17 protein-coding genes and 1 pseudogene are annotated in these 18787 nt (G+C 67.0%); 14 read left to right on the top strand and 4 right to left on the bottom strand.

Annotation, left to right across the window (positions count from 1 at the left end):
• Positions 1-38 precede the first annotated feature (38 nt).
• The 4 genes from CYFUS_RS40705 to CYFUS_RS40690 are packed head-to-tail and all read left to right on the top strand — an operon-like array spanning position 39 to position 5481.
• Positions 39-1148, top strand: a complete 1110-nt coding sequence (locus CYFUS_RS40705; RefSeq protein ID WP_095990103.1) for a type IV pilus twitching motility protein PilT — start codon at positions 39-41, stop codon at positions 1146-1148.
• Positions 1149-1198: 50 nt separating this feature from the next.
• A complete protein-coding gene (locus tag CYFUS_RS40700) occupies positions 1199-2452 on the top strand; it encodes a type II secretion system F family protein (RefSeq protein WP_095990102.1) in 1254 nt (417 codons plus the stop codon).
• 16 nt (positions 2453-2468) lie between these two features.
• The gene (locus tag CYFUS_RS40695) at positions 2469-4070 is read left to right on the top strand and encodes a two-component system sensor histidine kinase NtrB (RefSeq protein ID WP_232537092.1); all 1602 of its coding nucleotides are present in this window, start codon (positions 2469-2471) and stop codon (positions 4068-4070) included.
• A 22-nt stretch (positions 4071-4092) separates the two neighbouring features.
• Positions 4093-5481, top strand: a complete 1389-nt coding sequence (locus CYFUS_RS40690) for a sigma-54-dependent transcriptional regulator (protein WP_095990101.1) — start codon at positions 4093-4095, stop codon at positions 5479-5481.
• A gap of 45 nt (positions 5482-5526) precedes the next feature.
• Here CYFUS_RS40690 and CYFUS_RS40685 read toward each other — a convergent pair whose 3' ends face one another.
• From CYFUS_RS40685 to CYFUS_RS40670, 4 genes are all read right to left on the bottom strand, one after another.
• Positions 5527-6300: an ABC transporter permease gene (locus CYFUS_RS40685; protein ID WP_198316312.1), complete on the bottom strand. Its 774-nt coding sequence runs from the start codon at positions 6298-6300 to the stop codon at positions 5527-5529.
• Positions 6297-7265, bottom strand: a complete 969-nt coding sequence (locus CYFUS_RS40680; protein WP_095992520.1) for an ABC transporter ATP-binding protein — start codon at positions 7263-7265, stop codon at positions 6297-6299. Before CYFUS_RS40680 ends, CYFUS_RS40685 begins: the two co-directional genes overlap by 4 nt.
• Positions 7266-7285: 20 nt before the next feature.
• The gene (locus tag CYFUS_RS40675; RefSeq protein WP_095990100.1) at positions 7286-8167 is read right to left on the bottom strand and encodes a hypothetical protein; all 882 of its coding nucleotides are present in this window, start codon (positions 8165-8167) and stop codon (positions 7286-7288) included.
• Between the two features lie 101 nt (positions 8168-8268).
• Complete coding sequence (locus tag CYFUS_RS40670; protein WP_095990099.1) at positions 8269-8910, bottom strand: prepilin-type N-terminal cleavage/methylation domain-containing protein; 642 nt, start codon at positions 8908-8910, stop codon at positions 8269-8271.
• A 281-nt stretch (positions 8911-9191) separates the two neighbouring features.
• Here CYFUS_RS40670 and CYFUS_RS40665 point away from each other — a divergent pair, with 281 nt between their 5' ends.
• From CYFUS_RS40665 to accB, 10 genes and pseudogenes are all read left to right on the top strand, one after another.
• A complete protein-coding gene (locus CYFUS_RS40665) occupies positions 9192-10217 on the top strand; it encodes a prepilin peptidase (RefSeq protein ID WP_095990098.1) in 1026 nt (341 codons plus the stop codon).
• Positions 10218-10513: 296 nt separating this feature from the next.
• Complete coding sequence (pilM, locus tag CYFUS_RS40660; RefSeq protein ID WP_002631849.1) at positions 10514-11596, top strand: type IV pilus assembly protein PilM; 1083 nt, start codon at positions 10514-10516, stop codon at positions 11594-11596.
• Positions 11597-11626: 30 nt separating this feature from the next.
• On the top strand, positions 11627-12307 hold the full coding sequence (locus CYFUS_RS40655) for a PilN domain-containing protein (RefSeq protein ID WP_095990097.1): 681 nt from the start codon (positions 11627-11629) through the stop codon (positions 12305-12307).
• A gap of 14 nt (positions 12308-12321) precedes the next feature.
• Positions 12322-12894, top strand: coding sequence for a type 4a pilus biogenesis protein PilO (locus CYFUS_RS40650; RefSeq protein WP_095990096.1), 573 nt, complete (start codon positions 12322-12324; stop codon positions 12892-12894).
• A gap of 76 nt (positions 12895-12970) precedes the next feature.
• The gene (locus CYFUS_RS40645; protein ID WP_095990095.1) at positions 12971-13543 is read left to right on the top strand and encodes a pilus assembly protein PilP; all 573 of its coding nucleotides are present in this window, start codon (positions 12971-12973) and stop codon (positions 13541-13543) included.
• A gap of 68 nt (positions 13544-13611) precedes the next feature.
• Entirely contained in the window at positions 13612-16341 is a 2730-nt protein-coding gene (gene pilQ, locus CYFUS_RS40640; protein WP_095990094.1) for a type IV pilus secretin PilQ, read from the top strand.
• A 38-nt stretch (positions 16342-16379) separates the two neighbouring features.
• Entirely contained in the window at positions 16380-17045 is a 666-nt protein-coding gene (locus CYFUS_RS40635; RefSeq protein ID WP_157758942.1) for a hypothetical protein, read from the top strand.
• A 34-nt stretch (positions 17046-17079) separates the two neighbouring features.
• On the top strand, positions 17080-17442 hold the full coding sequence (locus tag CYFUS_RS40630) for a roadblock/LC7 domain-containing protein (RefSeq protein WP_071903507.1): 363 nt from the start codon (positions 17080-17082) through the stop codon (positions 17440-17442).
• A 108-nt stretch (positions 17443-17550) separates the two neighbouring features.
• Positions 17551-18132, top strand: coding sequence for an elongation factor P (gene efp / locus CYFUS_RS40625; RefSeq protein WP_095990092.1), 582 nt, complete (start codon positions 17551-17553; stop codon positions 18130-18132).
• Positions 18133-18166: 34 nt separating this feature from the next.
• Positions 18167-18747: pseudogene (gene accB / locus CYFUS_RS54720) on the top strand (acetyl-CoA carboxylase biotin carboxyl carrier protein).
• Positions 18748-18787: the final 40 nt, after the last annotated feature.

The following is an 18787-nucleotide window of genomic DNA, read 5'->3' as shown; positions in this document are numbered from 1 at the left end:
CCTCATCCCCTACCCAAAACCTCCGAAGGACGGTCTTCGTGAATCTGCATCAGCTGCTCAAGGCGATGGTCGAGAAGGGTGCTTCCGACCTCCACATCACCACTGGCTCCCCGCCCCAGCTGCGCGTGGACGGCGAGCTGGTGCCGCTCAAGACGGCCCAGCTATCGCCGGTGGAGACCAAGCAGCTCTGCTACTCCATCCTCACCGACGCCCAGAAGCACAAGTTCGAGGAGGAGAACGAGCTGGACCTCTCCTTCGGCGTGAAGGGGCTGTCGCGCTTCCGCGCCAACGTCTACATGCAGCGTGGCGCGGTGGCGGGGGCGTTCCGCACCATTCCCTTCAAGATCCTCACCTTCCAGGAGCTGGGTCTGCCCCCGGTGGTGGGGGAGCTCGTCAAGCGCCCGCGCGGCCTCATCCTGGTGACGGGTCCCACGGGCTCGGGCAAGTCCACGACGCTCGCGTCGATGGTCGACAAGATCAACACCGATCGTCATGAGCACATCATGACGATCGAGGATCCGATCGAGTACCTGCACCCGCACAAGAACTGCCTCGTCAACCAGCGCGAGGTGGGCGCCGACACGCGCAGCTTCAAGACGGCGCTCAAGTACATCCTGCGCCAGGATCCGGACGTGGTGCTGGTGGGCGAGCTGCGCGACCTGGAGACGATCGAGGCGGCGCTCGTCATCGCCGAGACGGGCCACACCTGCTACGCCACGCTGCACACCAACAGCGCGGTGCAGACCATCAACCGGGTGCTGGACGTGTTCCCGCCGTACCAGCAGCCCCAGGTGCGCGCCCAGCTGTCGTTCGTGCTGGAGGGAGTGATGAGTCAGTCGCTCATCGCCAAGGCGGGCTCTCCGGGCCGCGTGCTGGCGCTGGAGGTCATGATTCCCAACCCCGCCATCCGCAACCTCATCCGCGAGGACAAGATCCATCAGGTCTACTCGTCGATGCAGGTGGGCCAGGCCAAGTACGGCATGCAGACCTTCAACCAGGCCCTGGCGGCGCTGCTGGCGCGGCGCCTCATCACCCAGGACGAGGCATTCGGCCGTTCCTCGGATCCGGACGAGCTGCGCAACATCCTCGCGGGCGGCACCGCCGCTGGCATGCCTGGTCAACGGCCCGCCGGTCCCGCGGGGCGCTAATTCGTGAATTCCAACCGGTGGGATAGACTGCTGTCCCTCTCGGAGGCCTGATGGCTGCAACGGCGACCAAGTCCACTCCCCAAAAATCGAAGAACACGGCCCAGTTCCTCTGGGAAGCCAAGACCAAGTCTGGCGAGACCAAGAAGGGCGAGATGGAGGCCTCGGACATCGAGGCCGTCAATGCCCGTCTGAAGTCGCTCGGCCTCAATCCGGTCAAGGTGCGCCGCAAGGGCCTGCTCGACTCCGACCTGAACCTGACCATCGGTTCGGCGGTGACGGGCAAGGACATCCTCATCTTCACCCGTCAGTTCGCCACGATGATCGACGCCGGCCTGCCGCTCGTGCAGTGCCTCGACATCCTCGGCACGCAGATGGACAACCCGGCCTTCCGCAAGGTCGTGTTCGCCATCAAGAACAAGGTGGAGCAGGGCTCCACCTTCGCCGACGCCCTGGCGGACCACCCCAAGGTCTTCGACGAACTCTTCGTGCAGCTGTGCGCCGCGGGCGAGGTGGGCGGTATCCTCGACAACATCCTCAACCGGCTCGCCAACTACCGCGAGAAGAACGAGAAGCTCAAGCGCAAGGTCAAGAGCGCGATGACCTACCCGGTCATCGTCGTGTTGGTGGCCATCGCGGTGACGGCGGTGCTGATGCTCAAGGTGACGCCGGTGTTCGCGAAGATGTTCGCGGACTTCGGTCAGGCGCTGCCCGCGCCCACCCAGTTCGTGGTGGACCTGTCCGAGTGGTGCCAGAACTACCTGCTCTGGGTGTTCGCCGGCCTGGCCGCCTTCTCGGTCATCTTCGGCTACGTCTACCGCAACCCCCAGGGGCGGCGTCTGCTGGACAGGGCGTTCCTGATGGCCCCCATCTTCGGGCCCGTCATCCGCAAGGTGGCGGTGGCGCGCTTCACCCGCACGCTGGGCACGATGATCTCCTCGGGTGTGCCCATCCTGGATGCGCTGGACGTCACCGCCAAGACGGCCGGTAACCGGTCCGTGGAAGAGGCCATCTTCTTCGTGCGCGGGAAGATCGCCGAGGGCAAGAACATCGCGGGACCGCTCCTGGAGACGAAGGTGTTCCCGCCCATGGTGGTGCAGATGATCGGCGTGGGTGAGGCCACGGGCGCCATGGACACCATGCTCAACAAGATCGCCGACTTCTACGACGACGAGGTGGACACGGCGGTCGCGGGCCTCACGGCGATGATCGAACCGTTGATGATGGTGTTCCTGGGTGGCGTGGTCGGTGGCTTCCTCATCGCCATGTACCTGCCCATCTTCTCCATCGCCGGTGCCGTCAAGTAACAGCGGCCGTTCGTCGTTGGCCGGTTCGCCGCAGCCGCACACGCTGCGCAACCGGCTGACGTGGCTCACCGTGTTCCGCACGGTGGCCGTCAGTCTGTCGCTCGTGGCCTTCGCGGCCCGCGTGTTCCTGCAGCCCGTGCAGGAGCCCAGCCACGGCGACATGCTGTCCTTCGCGGTCATCGGGCTCGTCTACCTCTTCACGCTCGTCTACGGCCTCATGCTCCGAGGGGGCTGGGCGGACCGTCTGGCGGCGGTGGTACAGGTGGTGGGCGACCTGCTCATCGCCTCGGTGCTCGTCTTCCTCACCGGCGTGGGAGACAGTCCCTTCACCTTCCTGTACCTGCTGGCCGTCATCGGCGCGAGCATCCTGCTGGATGGCCGCGGCGCGCTCCTGGCCGCGCTCGCCAGCGCGCTCACCTATTCGTTGCTGCTGGTGGCGGTACGGTCGCGCTGGCTGGTGTCTCCCACGGGAGGGGGGGATTTGAGCCTGCAGCGGGTCGCCTTCCTCATCGGCAGCAACCTGCTCGCGCTCGTGCTCATCGCGGTGCTCGCGGGCTATCTGTCGCGTCAGCTCTCGGCCACGGGTGGGCGGCTGTCCGCGCGCGAGGCGGACCTCAAGAAGCTGGGCACCCTGCAGCAGCAGATCCTCACCTGCATGCCCTCGGGCCTCATCACGTGTGACGCGGAGGGCCGCGTCACCTTCGTCAACCGTGCCGCCAGCGCCATCCTGGGGCTGGACGCGGCGGCGGTGGTGGCGGGCCTGCCCGTGGAGTCGCTCCTGCCGGGGGCGCTCGGAATGGAAGCCCACGTGCGCCGCCGGGAGCTGTCCGTGCAGACGCGCGAGGGCGCGCGCACGCTTGGGTTGACGGTGACGGGCCTGGGTGACACCGGGAGCGAGGGCATGCTCATCGTCTTCCAGGATCTGACCGAGCTGCGCCGTACCGAGGAGGATCTGCGGCGCGCCGACAGGCTGGCCGCGCTGGGCACCCTGGCCGCCCAGCTCGCGCACGAAATCCGCAATCCCCTGGCCGCCATGCGCGGCTCGGCCCAGTTGCTCGTGCAGGAGTCCTCCGGGGATCCGCTGTCGGCGAGGCTCGTGGACGTGCTCCTGCGCGAATCGGATCGGCTCTCCCATCTGGTGGAGGACTTCCTGCGCTTCGCCCGCCCTCCGCCTCCACTCAAGCAGGAGGTGGACCTGGGAGCGTTGGTGGCGGAGACGGTGGACATGCTGCGCGCGGATCCGCTCGCCCGTCAGGTGCGCGTGGAGACGGCGCTGCTTCCCCTGCGCATTCTCGTGGACGCGGATCAGCTCCGGCAGGTGCTCATCAACCTGCTGCGCAATGCCTTCCAGGCGGCGGAGGAGGGGGGAGTGGTGCGCGTGACGCTGCGGCCCGAGGACTCCTGGGCGGAGCTGCTCATCTGGGACTCGGGGGGCCGCATTCCCCCGGCACACCTCTCGCGCATTTTCGAGCCTTTTTTCAGCACCCGGCAGGGCGGCACCGGCCTGGGGTTGTCCACGGCGCATTCCATCGTGCGCTCACATGGTGGCAACATCCGCGTGTCCTCCTCCCCCCAGGAGGGCACTGGGTTCCTCATCCAATTGCCCATGCGGGACTGACGGGGAAGGAGGGTTCGGCGCCGTGCACATCCTGGTGGTGGACGATGAGCGGTCGATGCGCGTGGTGCTGGAGGTGCTGCTGTTGCGCTCGGGCTACCGGGTGACGTGCGTGGAGGGCGTGCGGGCGGCGCGCGAGGTGTTGGAGTCCACCCTGGTGGATCTGGTCATCACCGACATGAAGCTGGGGGCCACGCAGAGCGGCATGGACGTGCTGCGGGCCGCGCGGGCGCAGAGCGACGCCCCCGAGGTCATCGTCATCACCGCCTTTGGCACCGCGGCCTCGGCGGTGGAGGCCATGCGCGAGGGCGCGTACGACTACATCGGCAAGCCCTTCGACAACGAGGAGCTGCTGCTGCTGGTGCAGAAGGCGCTGGAGAAGCGCACGCTGCGCCAGGAGAACGTCTCGCTGCGCGAGCACCTGGTGCCCGGCGTGGGAGTGATGGCGGTGGGCCGCGGCGAGCGGATGCGCGCGGTGTGGAGCATGGTGGACAAGGTGGCGCCCACGCGCTCCACCGTGCTCATCCATGGCGAGAGCGGGACGGGCAAGGAGCTCATCGCCAAGGCGCTGCACCTCAAGAGCCCTCGGGCGGGGCAGCCCTTCCTGCCCATCAACTGCGCGGCGCTCAACGAGGGCGTGCTGGAGAGCGAGCTGTTCGGCCACGTGAAGGGGGCCTTCACCGGGGCCACGCAGGACCGTCCCGGCCTGCTGGTGCACGCGGGCGAGGGGACGGTGTTCCTCGATGAGATTGGCGAGGTGCCCCTGGCCACCCAGGTGAAGCTCTTGCGCGTGCTGCAGGAGCGCAAGGTCAAGCCGGTGGGCAGCTCGGCGGAGATTCCCTTCCAGGCGCGCATCCTGGCGGCCACCAACCGGCGGCTGGACGCCGAGGTGAAGGCGGGCCGCTTCCGGGAGGATCTCTTCTACCGGCTCAACGTCATCACCCTGGAGCTGCCACCGTTGCGCGAGCGGCCCGAGGACATCGCGCCGCTGGCGGAGCACTTCCTCGCCCGGCAGCGTCAGGAGCTGGAGCGGCCGGGCCTGCGCTTCTCTCCCGAGGCCCTGGCGGTGCTGTCCGCCTATGCGTTTCCGGGCAACGTGCGCCAGCTGGAGAACGTCGTCGAGCGCGCGGCGACGCTGGCGGATGGGGACGTGCTGACGTTGGCCTCGCTGCCGCCCTCGCTCCGGGGTGAGCCCGTGCAGCCCGCGGCCACCGCCACGCCCGAGGTGGCGCTCGGGGCGGGTTTCTCCCTGGAGCGTCACCTCGATGAGGCCGAGCGGCACTACCTGGTGGCCGCCCTGGCGCAGGCGGGTGGGGTGAAGACGCGGGCGGCGGACCTGCTCGGCTTGACGTTCCGCTCCTTCCGCTACCGTCTGGCCAAGCACGGGCTGTCGGATCGGGAGGACGAGGCCTGAGCTCGTCCGTGGCGGGCACGCCCCCCGGAGGGCTCGGAGGGCGTGTCAGCGGAAGTCGCGCCGGTTGAAGAGCAGCACGGCCAGCGACACCAGCACGGCGGTATAGGCCGCGCCATAGGCCATGTCGGACAGCAACTGGGAGGAGGAGATGGCGGTGGCGTACGACGCCTGGGGCCGGTAGTTGAAGCGGGAGAGGTTGGGCAGCACGTAGTACACGGCTTCGCCCAGCGCCTGGAGGGCGTCGCTCTTGGACTTGCGCGCCAGGGAGTAGATGTCCGAGGACAGGTTTCCCGCGGCGTAGATGCTCACGGTGACGAAGGCGGACACCGTCTGGTGGTGGGAGAAGCTGGACATCAGGAAGCCCACGCCGCTGAGCACCCAGAGCTCGAACCACAGCATTCCCACCGCCGCCATGTGCGCGGGGGTGATGGGGACGGCGTAGAAGACCATCAGCAGGAAGAAGAGCGCGGCCATGGCCAGCAGCAGCACCGTCACGGTGAGCATGTTGCCGAACAGCCGGCCCACCAGGAAGGCGCCTCGCGACAGGGGCTTGGACACCATGAGGAAGATGGTGCGCCGCTCGATTTCCCGCGAGATGAGCCCACTGGACAGGAAGATGGTGAGCAGCACCAGCATCAGGCTCATCGAGCCCAGGCCCATGTCGGTGAGGACCCGATCGAACACCCCGACGGTGACCTCCACCACGAGCGAGGAGGACAGCAGCAGACTCAGCGCGAAGAGGGCCACGAGCAGCGTGACGCGGTTGCGCCGGGCTTCCCGGAAGCCATTGAGCGTGAGGGCGATGAACGGACCCATCATGAAATCTCTCCTCCCACGGGGCCCTGGCGTGCCTCCTCGAGGGCGCGCAGGAACAGGTCCTCCAACGAGAACCGGGTGGGTTGTAGCTGGGTGATTCGCCCATTGAGCTCGAGCAGCCGCTTGAGCAGGGGCTGGCTGTCCACGTCGCGCACGCGCAGGAGCACTCGCTGCTCCAGGGTCTGGGCCCGCTCCAGCTCGAAGCCCAGCGTCTGGATGCGCTCGAGCGGCACTCCCTCCACCGTGATCTCCATGTGCGTGGCCTGTGCGCTCACCAGCTCGGACACACTGCCCTCGCGCACGCGCCGGCCTCCGACCAGCACGGCCACGCGGTCGCAGAGCGTCTCCACGTCCGGGATGATGTGCGTGCAGAAGAGCACCGTCGTGCCCCGGTGGCGCTCCTCGAGGATGAGGTCGCGGATCTGCCGGCGGCCCACGGGATCCAATCCCGAGGTGGGCTCATCCAGGATGAGCAGCGAGGGCTTGGACACCAGGGCCTGGGCCAGCGCCACGCGCTGCACCATGCCCTTGCTGTAGCGGCGGATCTGCAGGGAGGCGGCGCGGGTCATCTGCACCATGCCCAGCACCTGCTCGACCCGGGAGTCCAGCTCCTTGCCGCTCATTCCCGTCAGCCGGCCCGCCAGCGTGACGAACTCGCGGCCGGTGAGGTACTCGTAGGGCGCGGGGTTCTCGGGCACGTAGCCCACGCGGCGGCGGGCCTCCCGGTCCCGGGGCGGCAGGCCGAAGAGCCGTGCTTCTCCACTGGTGGCCTGCACCAGGTTCAGCAGGATCTTGATGGTGGTGGACTTGCCGGCTCCGTTGGGACCGAGCAGGCCATACACCTGGCCGGGCAGGATCTTCAGGTCGAGCGACTGCAGGGCACGGACCTGCCGGTTCATGAAGAAGCCGAGCCGGTACGTCTTGGACAACTCTCGGATTTCGATGGGGATGGGCGCATCCATGGACATCAGGGCTCCGCGCGCGCTGCTCAACCGCGGCCTCGGTTGAAGGGGGTGAAGATCTCCAAGCGTCGCTGTTGGGTTGTCGAGTAGGCGCGCCCGTCGGAACCGATGAAGAAGCCACCTCCCTGGGGGTCCTGTGGGGGCTCGGACAGGAAGCCCAGCCAGGACAGGGTGTCCACGTCCGGAGGAGTCGTGCCGAATGTCTCGCGGAAGCGCTCGATGGCGGCATCCACGCGCTGCAGCTCCGCTTCCATTTCCAGGTCCCGGATGCGTTGTTCGAACAACTGCCGCGTGGCTTCGTCCTCGGCCGAGTCCAACAGGGACTGGGCCAGCGCGAGACCGGCATCCACCGAGCCCGACTGGGCGTACAGCCGCGTGGCCAGCTGGGAAAGGTAGGGGGGCGCGCCCGGCAGCCGTGAGGCCCGCTCGGCCACCTGGGCCGCTTCCCGATAGTTCTTCTCGAAGGTGCTCAGGTTGTAGGCGAGCAACATGTTCATCTTGAGATCATCGGGGAAGAGTTGCAGGCCCTTGCGCAGCAGCCGGGTGGACTCCTCCGTGTTGACCCAGGTCTCGCGTCCGAGGTTGGTGGGCAGCGCCCCTGCGGCGAACCTGTAGACCATGTCGAAATGGGGATCCAGATCGGTGATGAGTTCCGCGTAGGGGTAGAGGTCGCGGTACTCCTCGGCCGTGCGGGCTCGGCCCGCGGTCTGGACGAGCTGGATCCAGAGGTAATCGGCGATCAGCTGGATGTAGCCACGTCCCACCACGCGCAGCACATCTTCCCGGGGCAGGAGGACCTCCTGATGCGGACCACGCGGGGGCTTGCGCGGCGGATCCGCCAGCAGCAGGAGCGCGATCAGACCGCACAGGATCGTCACGACAGGGAAAAGGAAGGGGCGTGACTTCATGGTGAGGGACGCAAAATAGAAAGGACATCTGGAGGGTGTCCAGATGTCCTTGGCACTGTCAGGACTGGCCGAGCTGGGTCAGTCCCGTGCTCGGACGAGCATCAGGTGTCGCAGTCGACGTCGTTGTAGGAGAGGAAGGGGGCACCGGCGACGGTCACCACCTCGTCGTTGCCGCAGGCCGCGGTGATGGTGGTGGTGTCCTTGGTCGAGATCCACCAGGTGTCGATGCCCACGGAGTCGTTGTCGACGTTACCGGCGGCCAGACCGGAGATGTTGCAGCCGATGCCGGTGGCGCAGCCGGCGAGGCCGGGCATGCCCGGGTCCGCGCCCGCGCCCGTGTAACCCGGGCTCTGCGGGGCGGCGTACTTGGGCGTGGCCGAGCCCGCGAACTTCGCGCTGTCCACGGTGATGCAGTTGGCGCCCTTGGTGTCGGTCACGCCCTTCTGCTCACGGAGGATGCAGGTGTTGGCCGTCGCGAAGTAGTAGGCGTAGCGGTTGCCACGCTCGGGCGAGAAGCCCACCGTCTGCACGTTCTCCGAGTACTTGTCCTTCTCCTGCAGGTAGGCGCGCTGCGAGGTGAACCAGGCCTTCAGGTTGGCCTTGGCCTCACCCTGCTTGGAGCGGGCCTGGAACTTGATGAAGTTCGGGATGGCGATGGCGGCGAGGATGCCGATGATGGCCACCACGATCATGAGCTCGATGAGCGTGAAGCCGCGGTTCTTGCGAACGAAGAGACGGTTCATGGGGTTTCTTTCTCGGAACGGCAGGGGGGATGACGGCCGAAGCCGTCGAGAATGGATAGCATGATCAATGCCAGCGTCAAAACACGCGGGCCGAGGCCGCTCCCCAGGCGCATGAGCGGACAACGGAAGGCGGAAGCTGGAAAACGGGTGCCCATTTTTGTCACTGGGGTGACAGGAATCGTCTGCCCCCGGGCATCGCCCGGGTCCTATGCTGTGGGGCTCGGGGTGTTGGCGCGACAAGAAGGGACGCGATCACAGTGACTCCTCAGTGGGTGGAAGGCATGGCCGTGGCGTGGGTGGTCGTCCTGGGCCTGGTCTTCGGTAGTTTCTTGAATGTCGTGATCGCCCGCGTTCCCACGGGTGAGAGCATCGTGCGGCCCCGCTCGCGCTGTCCCAAGTGTGGCCACACCCTGGCCTGGTTCGACAACGTGCCGGTGCTCTCCTGGCTCGTGCTGCGCGGGCGCTGCCGCTCGTGCGGCCAGCCCATCTCCTGGCGCTATCCTTTGATCGAGCTGCTCACCGGGGCGCTCTTCTTCGCCTGCCAGCGCCGCTTCGGCTGGACCCCGGAGCTCGTCTCCGCGCTGGTGCTGGTGTTGGTGCTGGTGCCGCTGTCCTTCATCGATCTGGAGCATTGGATCCTCCCGCACGAGCTGACCTGGCCGGGCATCGCCGCGGGCGTGGTGCTGTCGGCTCCCATGGGGCTGGTGCGGCTGCGCGACTCCATCCTCGGCGCGTTGGTGGGCTTCTTCGTCTTCTGGGCGATGGAGTGGCTGGGAGAGAAGATCTTCAAGAAGGAGGCGCTGGGGGCGGGGGACAAGGATCTGCTCGCGCTCATCGGCGCCTTCCTCACCTGGAAGCCGCTGCTCGGCATCATCTTCCTCTCGTCGCTTCAAGGGGCCGTGGTGGGCTCGGTGATGTTGCTCCTCCATGGCCGGGCGGGACCCGCTCCCGCGCCCGACGAATCGCCGCCCACGCCCGCTTCCCCTGATACCGACGCTCCTTCCCCGGAGGCATCCGACGCGGCTTCCGCGCCGCCGCCCGAGGGGGAAGCCCACCCCGAGGGGGCGATGGCGCAACCGGCCCGGGGGGCGGAGGGGGTGGTCGAGGGAGAAAAGGGTGAAGAGGGAGAAAAGGGTGAAGAGGGAGAAATGGGGGAAGACGAGGAGGACGACTGGGTGCCGGGCCCCACCAACCTTCCCTTTGGCCCCTGGCTGTCGATCGCGGCACTCGAGGTGATGCTGCTGGGTCCCTGGCTCAGCGCGATCCTGCCGGTTCCCATGAACGTGTTGGTGACCGGCGTGCGCTGAGGTGCGGGAGCCGTCGCGCCCCGCTGTAGAAAAGCAAGGAGCGCGGTATCGCCGCGCACCCCGGGCTCCCATGTGGTCGACAGCCCGCCCCAAGAGGGAGGAGGCGGCGGCCGGTGGGATTTGACGAAACGCGCCCCAGGCCGGAAAATCGGCCCTCGCAGAGCGGCGTGGGTGCACCGCCGTGGGACTTCGGGGGACAGGGTGGCCGCCTGCTGGGCGGGCTGTCACGAAGCACTTTTTAGGAGGGCTTGCCAGCCGATGCTACCCTGGCGGCCCCTCCACGGAGCGACGACTGTATGGCGAAGGGAAAGCTGGCTCTCGGTCTGGATATCGGATCGACCTCGGTGAAGATGATCCTCCTCAAGGAGCAGCGCAAGCGTGGCCAGGTGAGCTACGCGCTGCAGAGCTTCGGAATGAAGCCGCTGCCTCCCGAGGCCATCGTGGATGGCGCCCTCATGAACTCCACCGCCATCGTCCAGGCGCTGCAGGAGCTGCTCACCGAGCTGAAGATCAAGAGCAAGGACGTCGCCATCGGCGTGTCGGGCCACTCGGTCATCATCAAGAAGATCCAGATGCCCCGCATGAGCCAGGAAGAGCTCGAGGAGAGCATCCAGTGGGAGGCCGAGCAGTACATCCCCTTCGACGTCAAGGACGTGAACATCGACACGCAGATCCTCGACGCGGGGGGCAATGACGCCACCGGTCAGATGGACGTGCTGCTCGTGGCGGCCAAGAAGGACATGATCAACGACTACACCACGGTGGTGTCCGAGTCCGGGCTCCTGCCGGTGGTGGTGGACGTGGACGCCTTCGCCGTCCAGAACATGTTCGCCGCCAACTACGACATCCCCGACAAGGAGACCGTGGTGCTCATCAACGCGGGCGCCTCGGTGGTGAACATCAACATCATCTCCAACGGCATCACGGTGTTCACCCGCGACGTGACCATCGGGGGCAACCAGTTCACCGAGGAGATCCAGAAGCAGCTCAACGTCTCCTACGAGGAGGCGGAGACGCTGAAGATCGGCGGCACCCGCAGCGACGCGGACGCGGTCGTCCCCCAGGAGGTCGAGCGCGTGCTCCTGAGCGTGGCGGAGCAGGTGGCCGGTGAGATCCAGCGCTCGCTGGACTTCTACGCGGGCACCGCCGTGGACGCCAACTTCACCAAGGTCTACCTGTCGGGCGGAACCGCCAAGATTCCGGCCCTGTTCAAGACGATCGAGACGCGCGTGGGCGTGCCCGTGGAGATCCTCAATCCCTTCCGGAAGATCGACGTGGACAACCGCAAGTTCGACCCCGCCTTCATCATGGAGGTGGCGCCGATGGCCGCGGTGGCCGTGGGTCTGGCTCTCCGGCGTCCTGGCGACAAGCTGGCCTGATCTCCCTCCCTTTCCGAAGGACCGACTCACATGATGATCCGCATCAACCTTTTGCCCGTCCGCAAGAAAGTCAAGCAGGAGGCGGGCCGGCAGATCCTGGCCCTCTTCGCGCTCGTCCTGCTGGGCGCGGGCGCGGGCAACTTCTTCTGGTACTCCGACCGTGAAGGCGTCGTGGTCAAGCAGAGGGAAGGTCTCGCGCAGACCCGCAAGCGCATCGCCGACCTGGAGAAGACGATCGGCGAGGTGCAGCACATCAATGCTCGCAAGGCCGAGGTGGAGAAGAAGCTCGCGGTGCTGGACGAGCTGCGTCGCGGCCGCTCCGGTCCCGTGCGGATGCTGGACGCGCTGGCCAATTCCATCCCGAAGAAGGCCTGGATCAAGAGCTTCAACGAGGAGCGAGGCGCGGTGAGCCTGCTCGGCTCCGCCGTCAGCCATGACGACGTGGCCGAGCTGATGCGCAACCTCAACGGCATGGTGTGGACGCCCAAGGGCATTGGCCGCCTGGTGGAGCAGCGCCGCGATGCGAAGACCTCGCGTGTCGAGCTGCTGTCGGCCGAGGTCTCCATCGAGGAGTTCCCGGTGGGGGACATCAAGCCCTTCTTCACCAACGTGGACCTCAGGAGCACCCAGCAGCAGAACCAGAACTCCAAGCCGGGTGATGTGTCGACGGTGGAATTCGACATCTCCCTCTCCTCCAACTACGCCATCTGAAGGGACGCATCGCGATGGACAAGTATCTCGACAGGATCGTGAAGGCGCCGCCCGCGGCGAAGTTCGGTGGCCTGGCGGCACTGGTGGTCCTCATGACCGCCGCCAACTATTTCCTCGTCATCGAGCCGTTGGAGAACGAGTCGGTCTCGTTGCGCGCGCAGCAGCGCAAGCTGGATCTGGATCTGGCGGAGAAGAGCGAGATCGCCCAGAACCTCAACGAGCGTCGGCGTGAGATGGACGTGCTGGAGCAGAAGCTCGCCGAGGCGCTCACCGAGCTGCCCCAGAACAAGGACGTCGAGGAGCTGCTCGCGCAGCTCAACGACATCGGCAAGAAGTCGGGGCTGGAGATTTCCCGCGTGGAGCCGGGTCCCGAGTCGGTGGTGGGCGACGAGTTCTTCTCGCGCATCCCCGTGCGCATGGTGGTGAGTGGCAACTACCACGAGATCGCCATGTTCCTGCAGGAGGTGTCGAACATGCGGCGCATCGTGAACGTCAACAACATCAAGCTCGAGGGCGCCCGGGTGAAGAACGAAAAGGTGGTGCTCAGCAGTTCGTTCATGGCCACGACCTTCCGCTTCGTCAAATAGGCGAGGCCCACCGAAAACCAATGTCGTCGCAGAAACTTGATCGGTCCTGGAATTGGGGCGACAAGGGGTCCAGAGGATGAAGACGTTCCACTCCATGTTCATTTCGGGGGCGCTGGCCCTCTCCCTGGTGGGTTGCGGCGAGGAAGAGCCGCCGCCCCCGCCAGTAGCGGCCAGGCCGGCGGCTCAGGAAGAGCCCGCCCCGGAGAAACCCGCGGAGCCCGCGGTGGCCGCTCCGTTGTATGTCTACAACTACAACCCGGTGGGCAAGCGCGATCCGTTCCGCAGCCCCGTCGAGGACATCAAGGCCGCTGACACGCCCGTGGGCGCGCAGCTGCTGACGGCCTGCACCGAGGCGCTCTGTCAGTGGGACATCGACCAGCTCAAGCTGGTGGCCGTGGTGTCGGGGGATGCCAACCCGATGGCCATGGTGGAGGACCCGATGGGGCGCGGTCACATCGTGCGCCGCAACAGCCGGGTGGGCCGCTCGGGTGGCAAGGTCACGCAGATCCTCCGGGATGAGGTGGTCGTCACCGAGACCATCACCACGCCGGAGCGGGTGGTCTACAACCCAGTGAAGCTGGGGCTGAAGCAGGATGACAAGATGGATCCTGCCTACAACATGATGACAGGCAAGAACTGGGAGCCGTAGCGTCCCGGTGTCTTGGAGCCGAGCAATCCTGGCGCCCAATGGCACAGTGCAACTTGTTGAGGGGAAGCATGCTCGAGGAGAGCGTTGTGACGAGGGGCAAGTTGGTGAGCGTGGTGGTGGCCCTGGTGGTCGCCACCCTGGGCCTGGACTCCCAGGCCGCCGAACTCAATACGTTGCGGGACCTGAAGGTCGTGCAGACGGGAGCGGGCGCCCAGGTGGTCGTCACGGGCACACGGGCGCCCACCTTCACGGTCTTCCGGCTCAGTGGACCCGAGCGCCTGGTGGTGGACCTGTCGTCGGCGGACGCCACGGGCATCAAGGGCCACCACAACGGGCAGGGTCCGGTGGTGGGCGTGGTGGCCTCCCAGTTCTCCGACGAGCGCGCCAGCGTGGGCCGGCTCCTGGTGGCCCTGCAGCAGGCGGCTCAATATGACGTGCGCGCGGATGGCAACCGGGTCGTCATCTCCGTGGAGGGCACCCAGGCGCCCGCGCCCGTGGCCGCCGCTCCCGAGGTGAAGACGCCCGCGCCCGAGGTGAAGACGCCCGCGCCCGAGGTGAAGCCCGAGCCGGCCCCCGTGGCCAGCGCCGGGCCCGCGGAGACCCGGGCCGCTTCTCCCCGGCCCGTCGCGGAGGTGAGCCAGGACAAGGCCGCCGCGCTGCCGGAGAACGTGGTGGCGGCCGAGGCGGACGAGCGCGAGGTGGCGCATCCGGCCCGTCGCATCACCGGGCTCTCCTTCGCCCGCGACACGCTGAACATCCGCGCGGACGGCGAGGTCGCCCGCTACGAGGTACTGGAGCTGGCGGATCCTCCCCGGCTCGCGGTGGACGTGTATGGCGTGGGCCTGGCGGCGCGGGCTCCGCGCGTGAACTCCGGGGCGGTGAAGGACCTGCGGGTGGGTGCCCACTCGGACAAGGTTCGTCTGGTGCTGGACGTGCGCAACACCATGCCCGCCTATCACGTGGAGCGCTCGGGCCGCGGTCTGGCCGTGGTGTTCGGTGGAAAGCTGGCCCGTCAGTCCAACGCTCCGGCCAGCACGCCGGAGAAGATGGTGGCCGAGAGCGAGCCCCTGCGCACCACCCCCGTGGACGCGCGCCTGCCCGCCGTCGACGTGAAGGAGCTGTCCTTCGACGAGAACGAGTCCGGCGGCCGGGTGAACCTGAAGCTGTCGGGCGCGGTGGCGTGGAAGGTGGAACGGCCGGATCCGCGCAGCGCGGTGCTGACGCTGGAGAATGCCCGGCTGCCGCGGCGGCTGGAGCGCAGCCTGGACACCAGCGAGCTGGACACGCCGGTGAAGATGATCAGCGCCTTCTCGGTGCCGGGTGAGGGCAACCGGGTGCGCCTGGTGGTGGCCGCCGATGGCGCCATCGAGGAGAACGTGAGCCAGGTGTCGGGCGGTCTGTCGTGGCGGCTGAGCGTCAATGGCGTGAAGACGGAGCAGGTGACCGTCACCCAGCGCACCGCTGGCTTCACCGCCGAGGCGCCCACCTACGCCGCCGAGGGCGCGCCGCAGCAGGCCCGCTACCGCGGCAAGAAGGTGTCCTTCGAGTTCAAGGACATCGACATCCAGAACCTGCTGCGCATCATCGCGGAGCTCGCCAAGAAGAACATCGTCGTCTCCGATGACGTGACGGGCAAGCTGAGCCTGCGCCTGCGCAACGTGCCGTGGGATCAGGCGCTCGACATCGTCCTGCGCACCAAGTCGCTGGGCAAGGAGGACCTCGGCAACATCCTGCGCGTGGCTCCGCTCAAGACGCTGGAAGAGGAGAGCAAGCTGCGCCAGGAGCGCAAGAAGTCGCTCATCGCCCTGGAGGACCTGGTGGTGAACCTCATCCCGGTCAACTACGCCACCGCCAGCGAAATGGCCGCCCGGGTCAAGGACGTGCTGAGCGAGCGGGGCACGGTGACGGTGGACACGCGCACCAACGTGCTCATCACGAAGGATGTGCGCGCCAACATCGAGAAGGCGCGCGCCCTCGTGCGCAACCTGGACACCCAGACGCCCCAGGTGCTCATCGAGAGCCGTATCGTGGAAGCCAACACCACGTTCAGCCGGGAACTGGGTGTGCAGTGGGGTGGCCAGGCCATCGCCTCGCGGTCCGTGGGTAATGCCACCGGTCTGATCTTCCCCAGCACGGCGGTGGCGACCGGTGGTGTGACGGGAACGGCACCGGGCCTTCCCCCCATCCCCAACTTCGCCGTCAACCTGCCGGCGGCCGCGGACGTGGGAACGGGTGGTGCCATGAGCTTCGTCTTCGGTTCGGCGGGTGGTGCGCTCGCCCTCAACCTGCGCCTGTCGGCGGCGGAACTCGAGGGTACGCTGAAGACCATCTCCTCGCCCAAGGTGACGACCCTGGACAACAACACCGCCCGCATCAGCCAGGGCGTGTCGCTGCCCTTCAGCCAGGTGTCCTCGGCGGGCGCCAACACCACCTTCGTCGAGGCGCGCCTGTCGCTCGAGGTGACGCCCCACATCACCCAGGATGGCAGCATCCTGATGACCATCAACGCCCAGAACAACCAGCCGGACCCGGCCAACACCGGTTCCAACGGTCAGCCCGCCATCCAGCGCAAGGAGGCCAATACCCAGGTGCTGGTGAAGGACGGTGACACCACCGTCATCGGTGGCATCTACGTGCGCCGCGGCAGCACGACGACCGCCTCGGTGCCCTTCCTGTCGAAGATTCCCATCCTGGGCCTGCTGTTCAAGCGGCACGCGGAGAGCGACAACCGGCAGGAACTGCTCATCTTCATCACGCCGCGCATCCTCAACCGGCAGACGATCGCGCAGAGCCTCTAGCCGGTATTTACTCGAGCCGTCGAATGGAGCCGATGTCCATGAAGCGATTGATGATGGTTGCGGCGCTGGCGGTGGCGCAGTCGGGTTGCGCCTCCTCGCAAGAAGATGCGCCCGTGCTGTTTTCCAATGTCCTGGCGCTGGCGGGCTCTCCAGGGGGGGCGTGTGAGCCGGATACCTCCAAGTTCATCAGCCAGGGTTCTCTCGACGTGGCGGGTGGAGACAACTACGTGATGGCCGTGAGGGTGCGGAGCACCATTCCCGCTGCCCGCACCATCCTCGTCGGAGACACACCGACGCTCGTGGGGGGGGAGAGCATCACCCTGACCGAGTTCGTCTACCGCTATGAGTCGTCCCCGGAGCTCGGCCTTCCCGATGAGGATCGCGCTGCCACGAACGCCGTCATCCCGGCGGGCACCACCGGTGACAGCAGCTACGTGCCCGTGAACGCCTTTGGCCCCCTGGCACTTGAGAAGTTGCTCACGGCGACCCCGGGGGAGCCTGGGGTAAGCGTCATCGTCTACATCAAAGCCCGGGGCCGTGTGGGCTCCACCAGCAACGCGGAGAGCAACGAGTTCTCCTTCCCCGTGAGGGTGTTCCGTAGCCTCGATTGTTCATCGAATCCGGTCACTGCGGGCATCTGCAGTTTTGGACAGGACGTGCGGACCGCTTGCCCGCCTCCCACTTTCGCTCCCACCACTCCTTGACCCACCACTCCCAGCCGCCTAGAAGCCAGCTGCCATGTCCTTCCGCACGCACCTCGAGTCCGTGGTCAATCAGGTAGATGGGGCGCTGGCCTGCAGCGTGATGGGGTTCGACGGCATCGCCGTGGACACCCACCAGAACGAGGAGGCGCTCGAGCTGGAGCTCAACGGGGCGTGGATCGAGTACGCCAACCTGCTCGGTCAGCTCCGGCAGGCCGCCGAGGCGCTCAAGACGGGCGAGGTGCAGGAGGTCAGCATCAACAGCGAGAGGGTGCTGACGCTCATGCGCCTGGTGTCACCCGAGTACTTCCTGGTGCTCGCCCTCCGGGCGGATGGCAACTACGGCAAGGGCCGCTACGTCCTGCGGCTCACCGCGCCCAAGATCCGCGCCGAGTTGTAGGCTGGCGGGCGGACGGCGCGATGCGCCGCGCCTTTCCACTTTGCAAGCCGCGTCACCATCGGCTAGACACCCCGGACTTTTCGCGAGTCGTCCGAAGGAGCTGTCCCCATGGCCGGTGTCATCGATACATCCGAATTCCGCAATGGCCTGAAGATCGAGATCGACGGTGAGCCGTTCGTGATCGAGTACTTCCAGCACGTCAAGCCCGGCAAGGGCTCGGCCTTCGTGCGCACCAAGATCCGCAGCCTGCTGTCCGGGCGCGTGCTGGAGCCCACGATGAAGTCTGGTGACAAGGTGGGCGTGCCGGACATCGAAGAGAAGGCGATGCAGTTCCTGTACGTGCAGGACGGCGACTACTACTTCATGGACAAGCGCAACTTCGAGCAGACCTTCCTCAGCGAGAAGGTGCTCGGCGACGCGAAGAACTTCCTGAAGGAGAACATCGACGCCGACGTGCTCTTCTGGAACGGCAAGGCCATCGCCGTGACGCTGCCGAACTCGGTGGACTTGAAGGTCACCAAGTGCGATCCGGGCGTGCGTGGCGACACCGTGTCCGGCGCCTTGAAGCCGGCCACGCTGGAGACGGGCTTCGTCGTCAACGTGCCGCTGTTCATCAACGAGGGCGACGTCCTCAAGATCGACACGCGCGAGGGTGGCAAGTACCTCACGCGCGTGGCCACCGCGGGTTAGTCGGTTCATCGGGGCCCAGGGAGGGGACGCAACCGTGGCAAGCAAGCGCAAGGCAGTCCGAACCGAGTCCGCGTCCGGCGCGCGGACCGAGGGCATCCGCGTGGAGGGCAACAGCACCTCCCTGGACGTGGAGTCCCTGCGGCAGATCGTCGAGATCCTCGAGGCCTCGGAGGTAACGCGGCTCGACTGGCAGCGGGGCGATGAGCGCCTGCTCATCCGCCGGGGCCACGTGCCCTCGCCGACCATCGTGCACGCGGCGCCCATCACCCCCTCGGTGACGCCCGCCCCCCTGGTGGCCGCCGCGCCCCGGCCGTCGCGCCCGCCGCGCCCGTGCCGGCTCCCGCCGCCGCTGCCGCCCCCGCAGCGGAGAAGTCCGGCCATGCCGTCACCAGCCCCTTCGTGGGGACGTTCTACCGGACGCCGGCCCCGGACCAGCCCAGCTTCGTGGAGGTGGGCTCGGTGGTGAAGAAGGGCCAGGTGCTTTGCATCATCGAGGCCATGAAGTTGATGAACGAGATTGAGGCCGACGTGGCGGGTCGCGTGGCGGAAATCCTCGTGGAGAACGGGCAACCGGTCGAGTTCGGCCAGACGCTGTTCCGCATCGAGCCGGTCTGACATACGCGGGCGCTCCTCGCGCCCCGCGGAGGCACGACAT

The organism is Cystobacter fuscus (assembly GCF_002305875.1).
GTDB lineage: Bacteria > Myxococcota > Myxococcia > Myxococcales > Myxococcaceae > Cystobacter > Cystobacter fuscus_A.
This window is presented reverse-complemented; position numbering and strand designations above follow the sequence as displayed.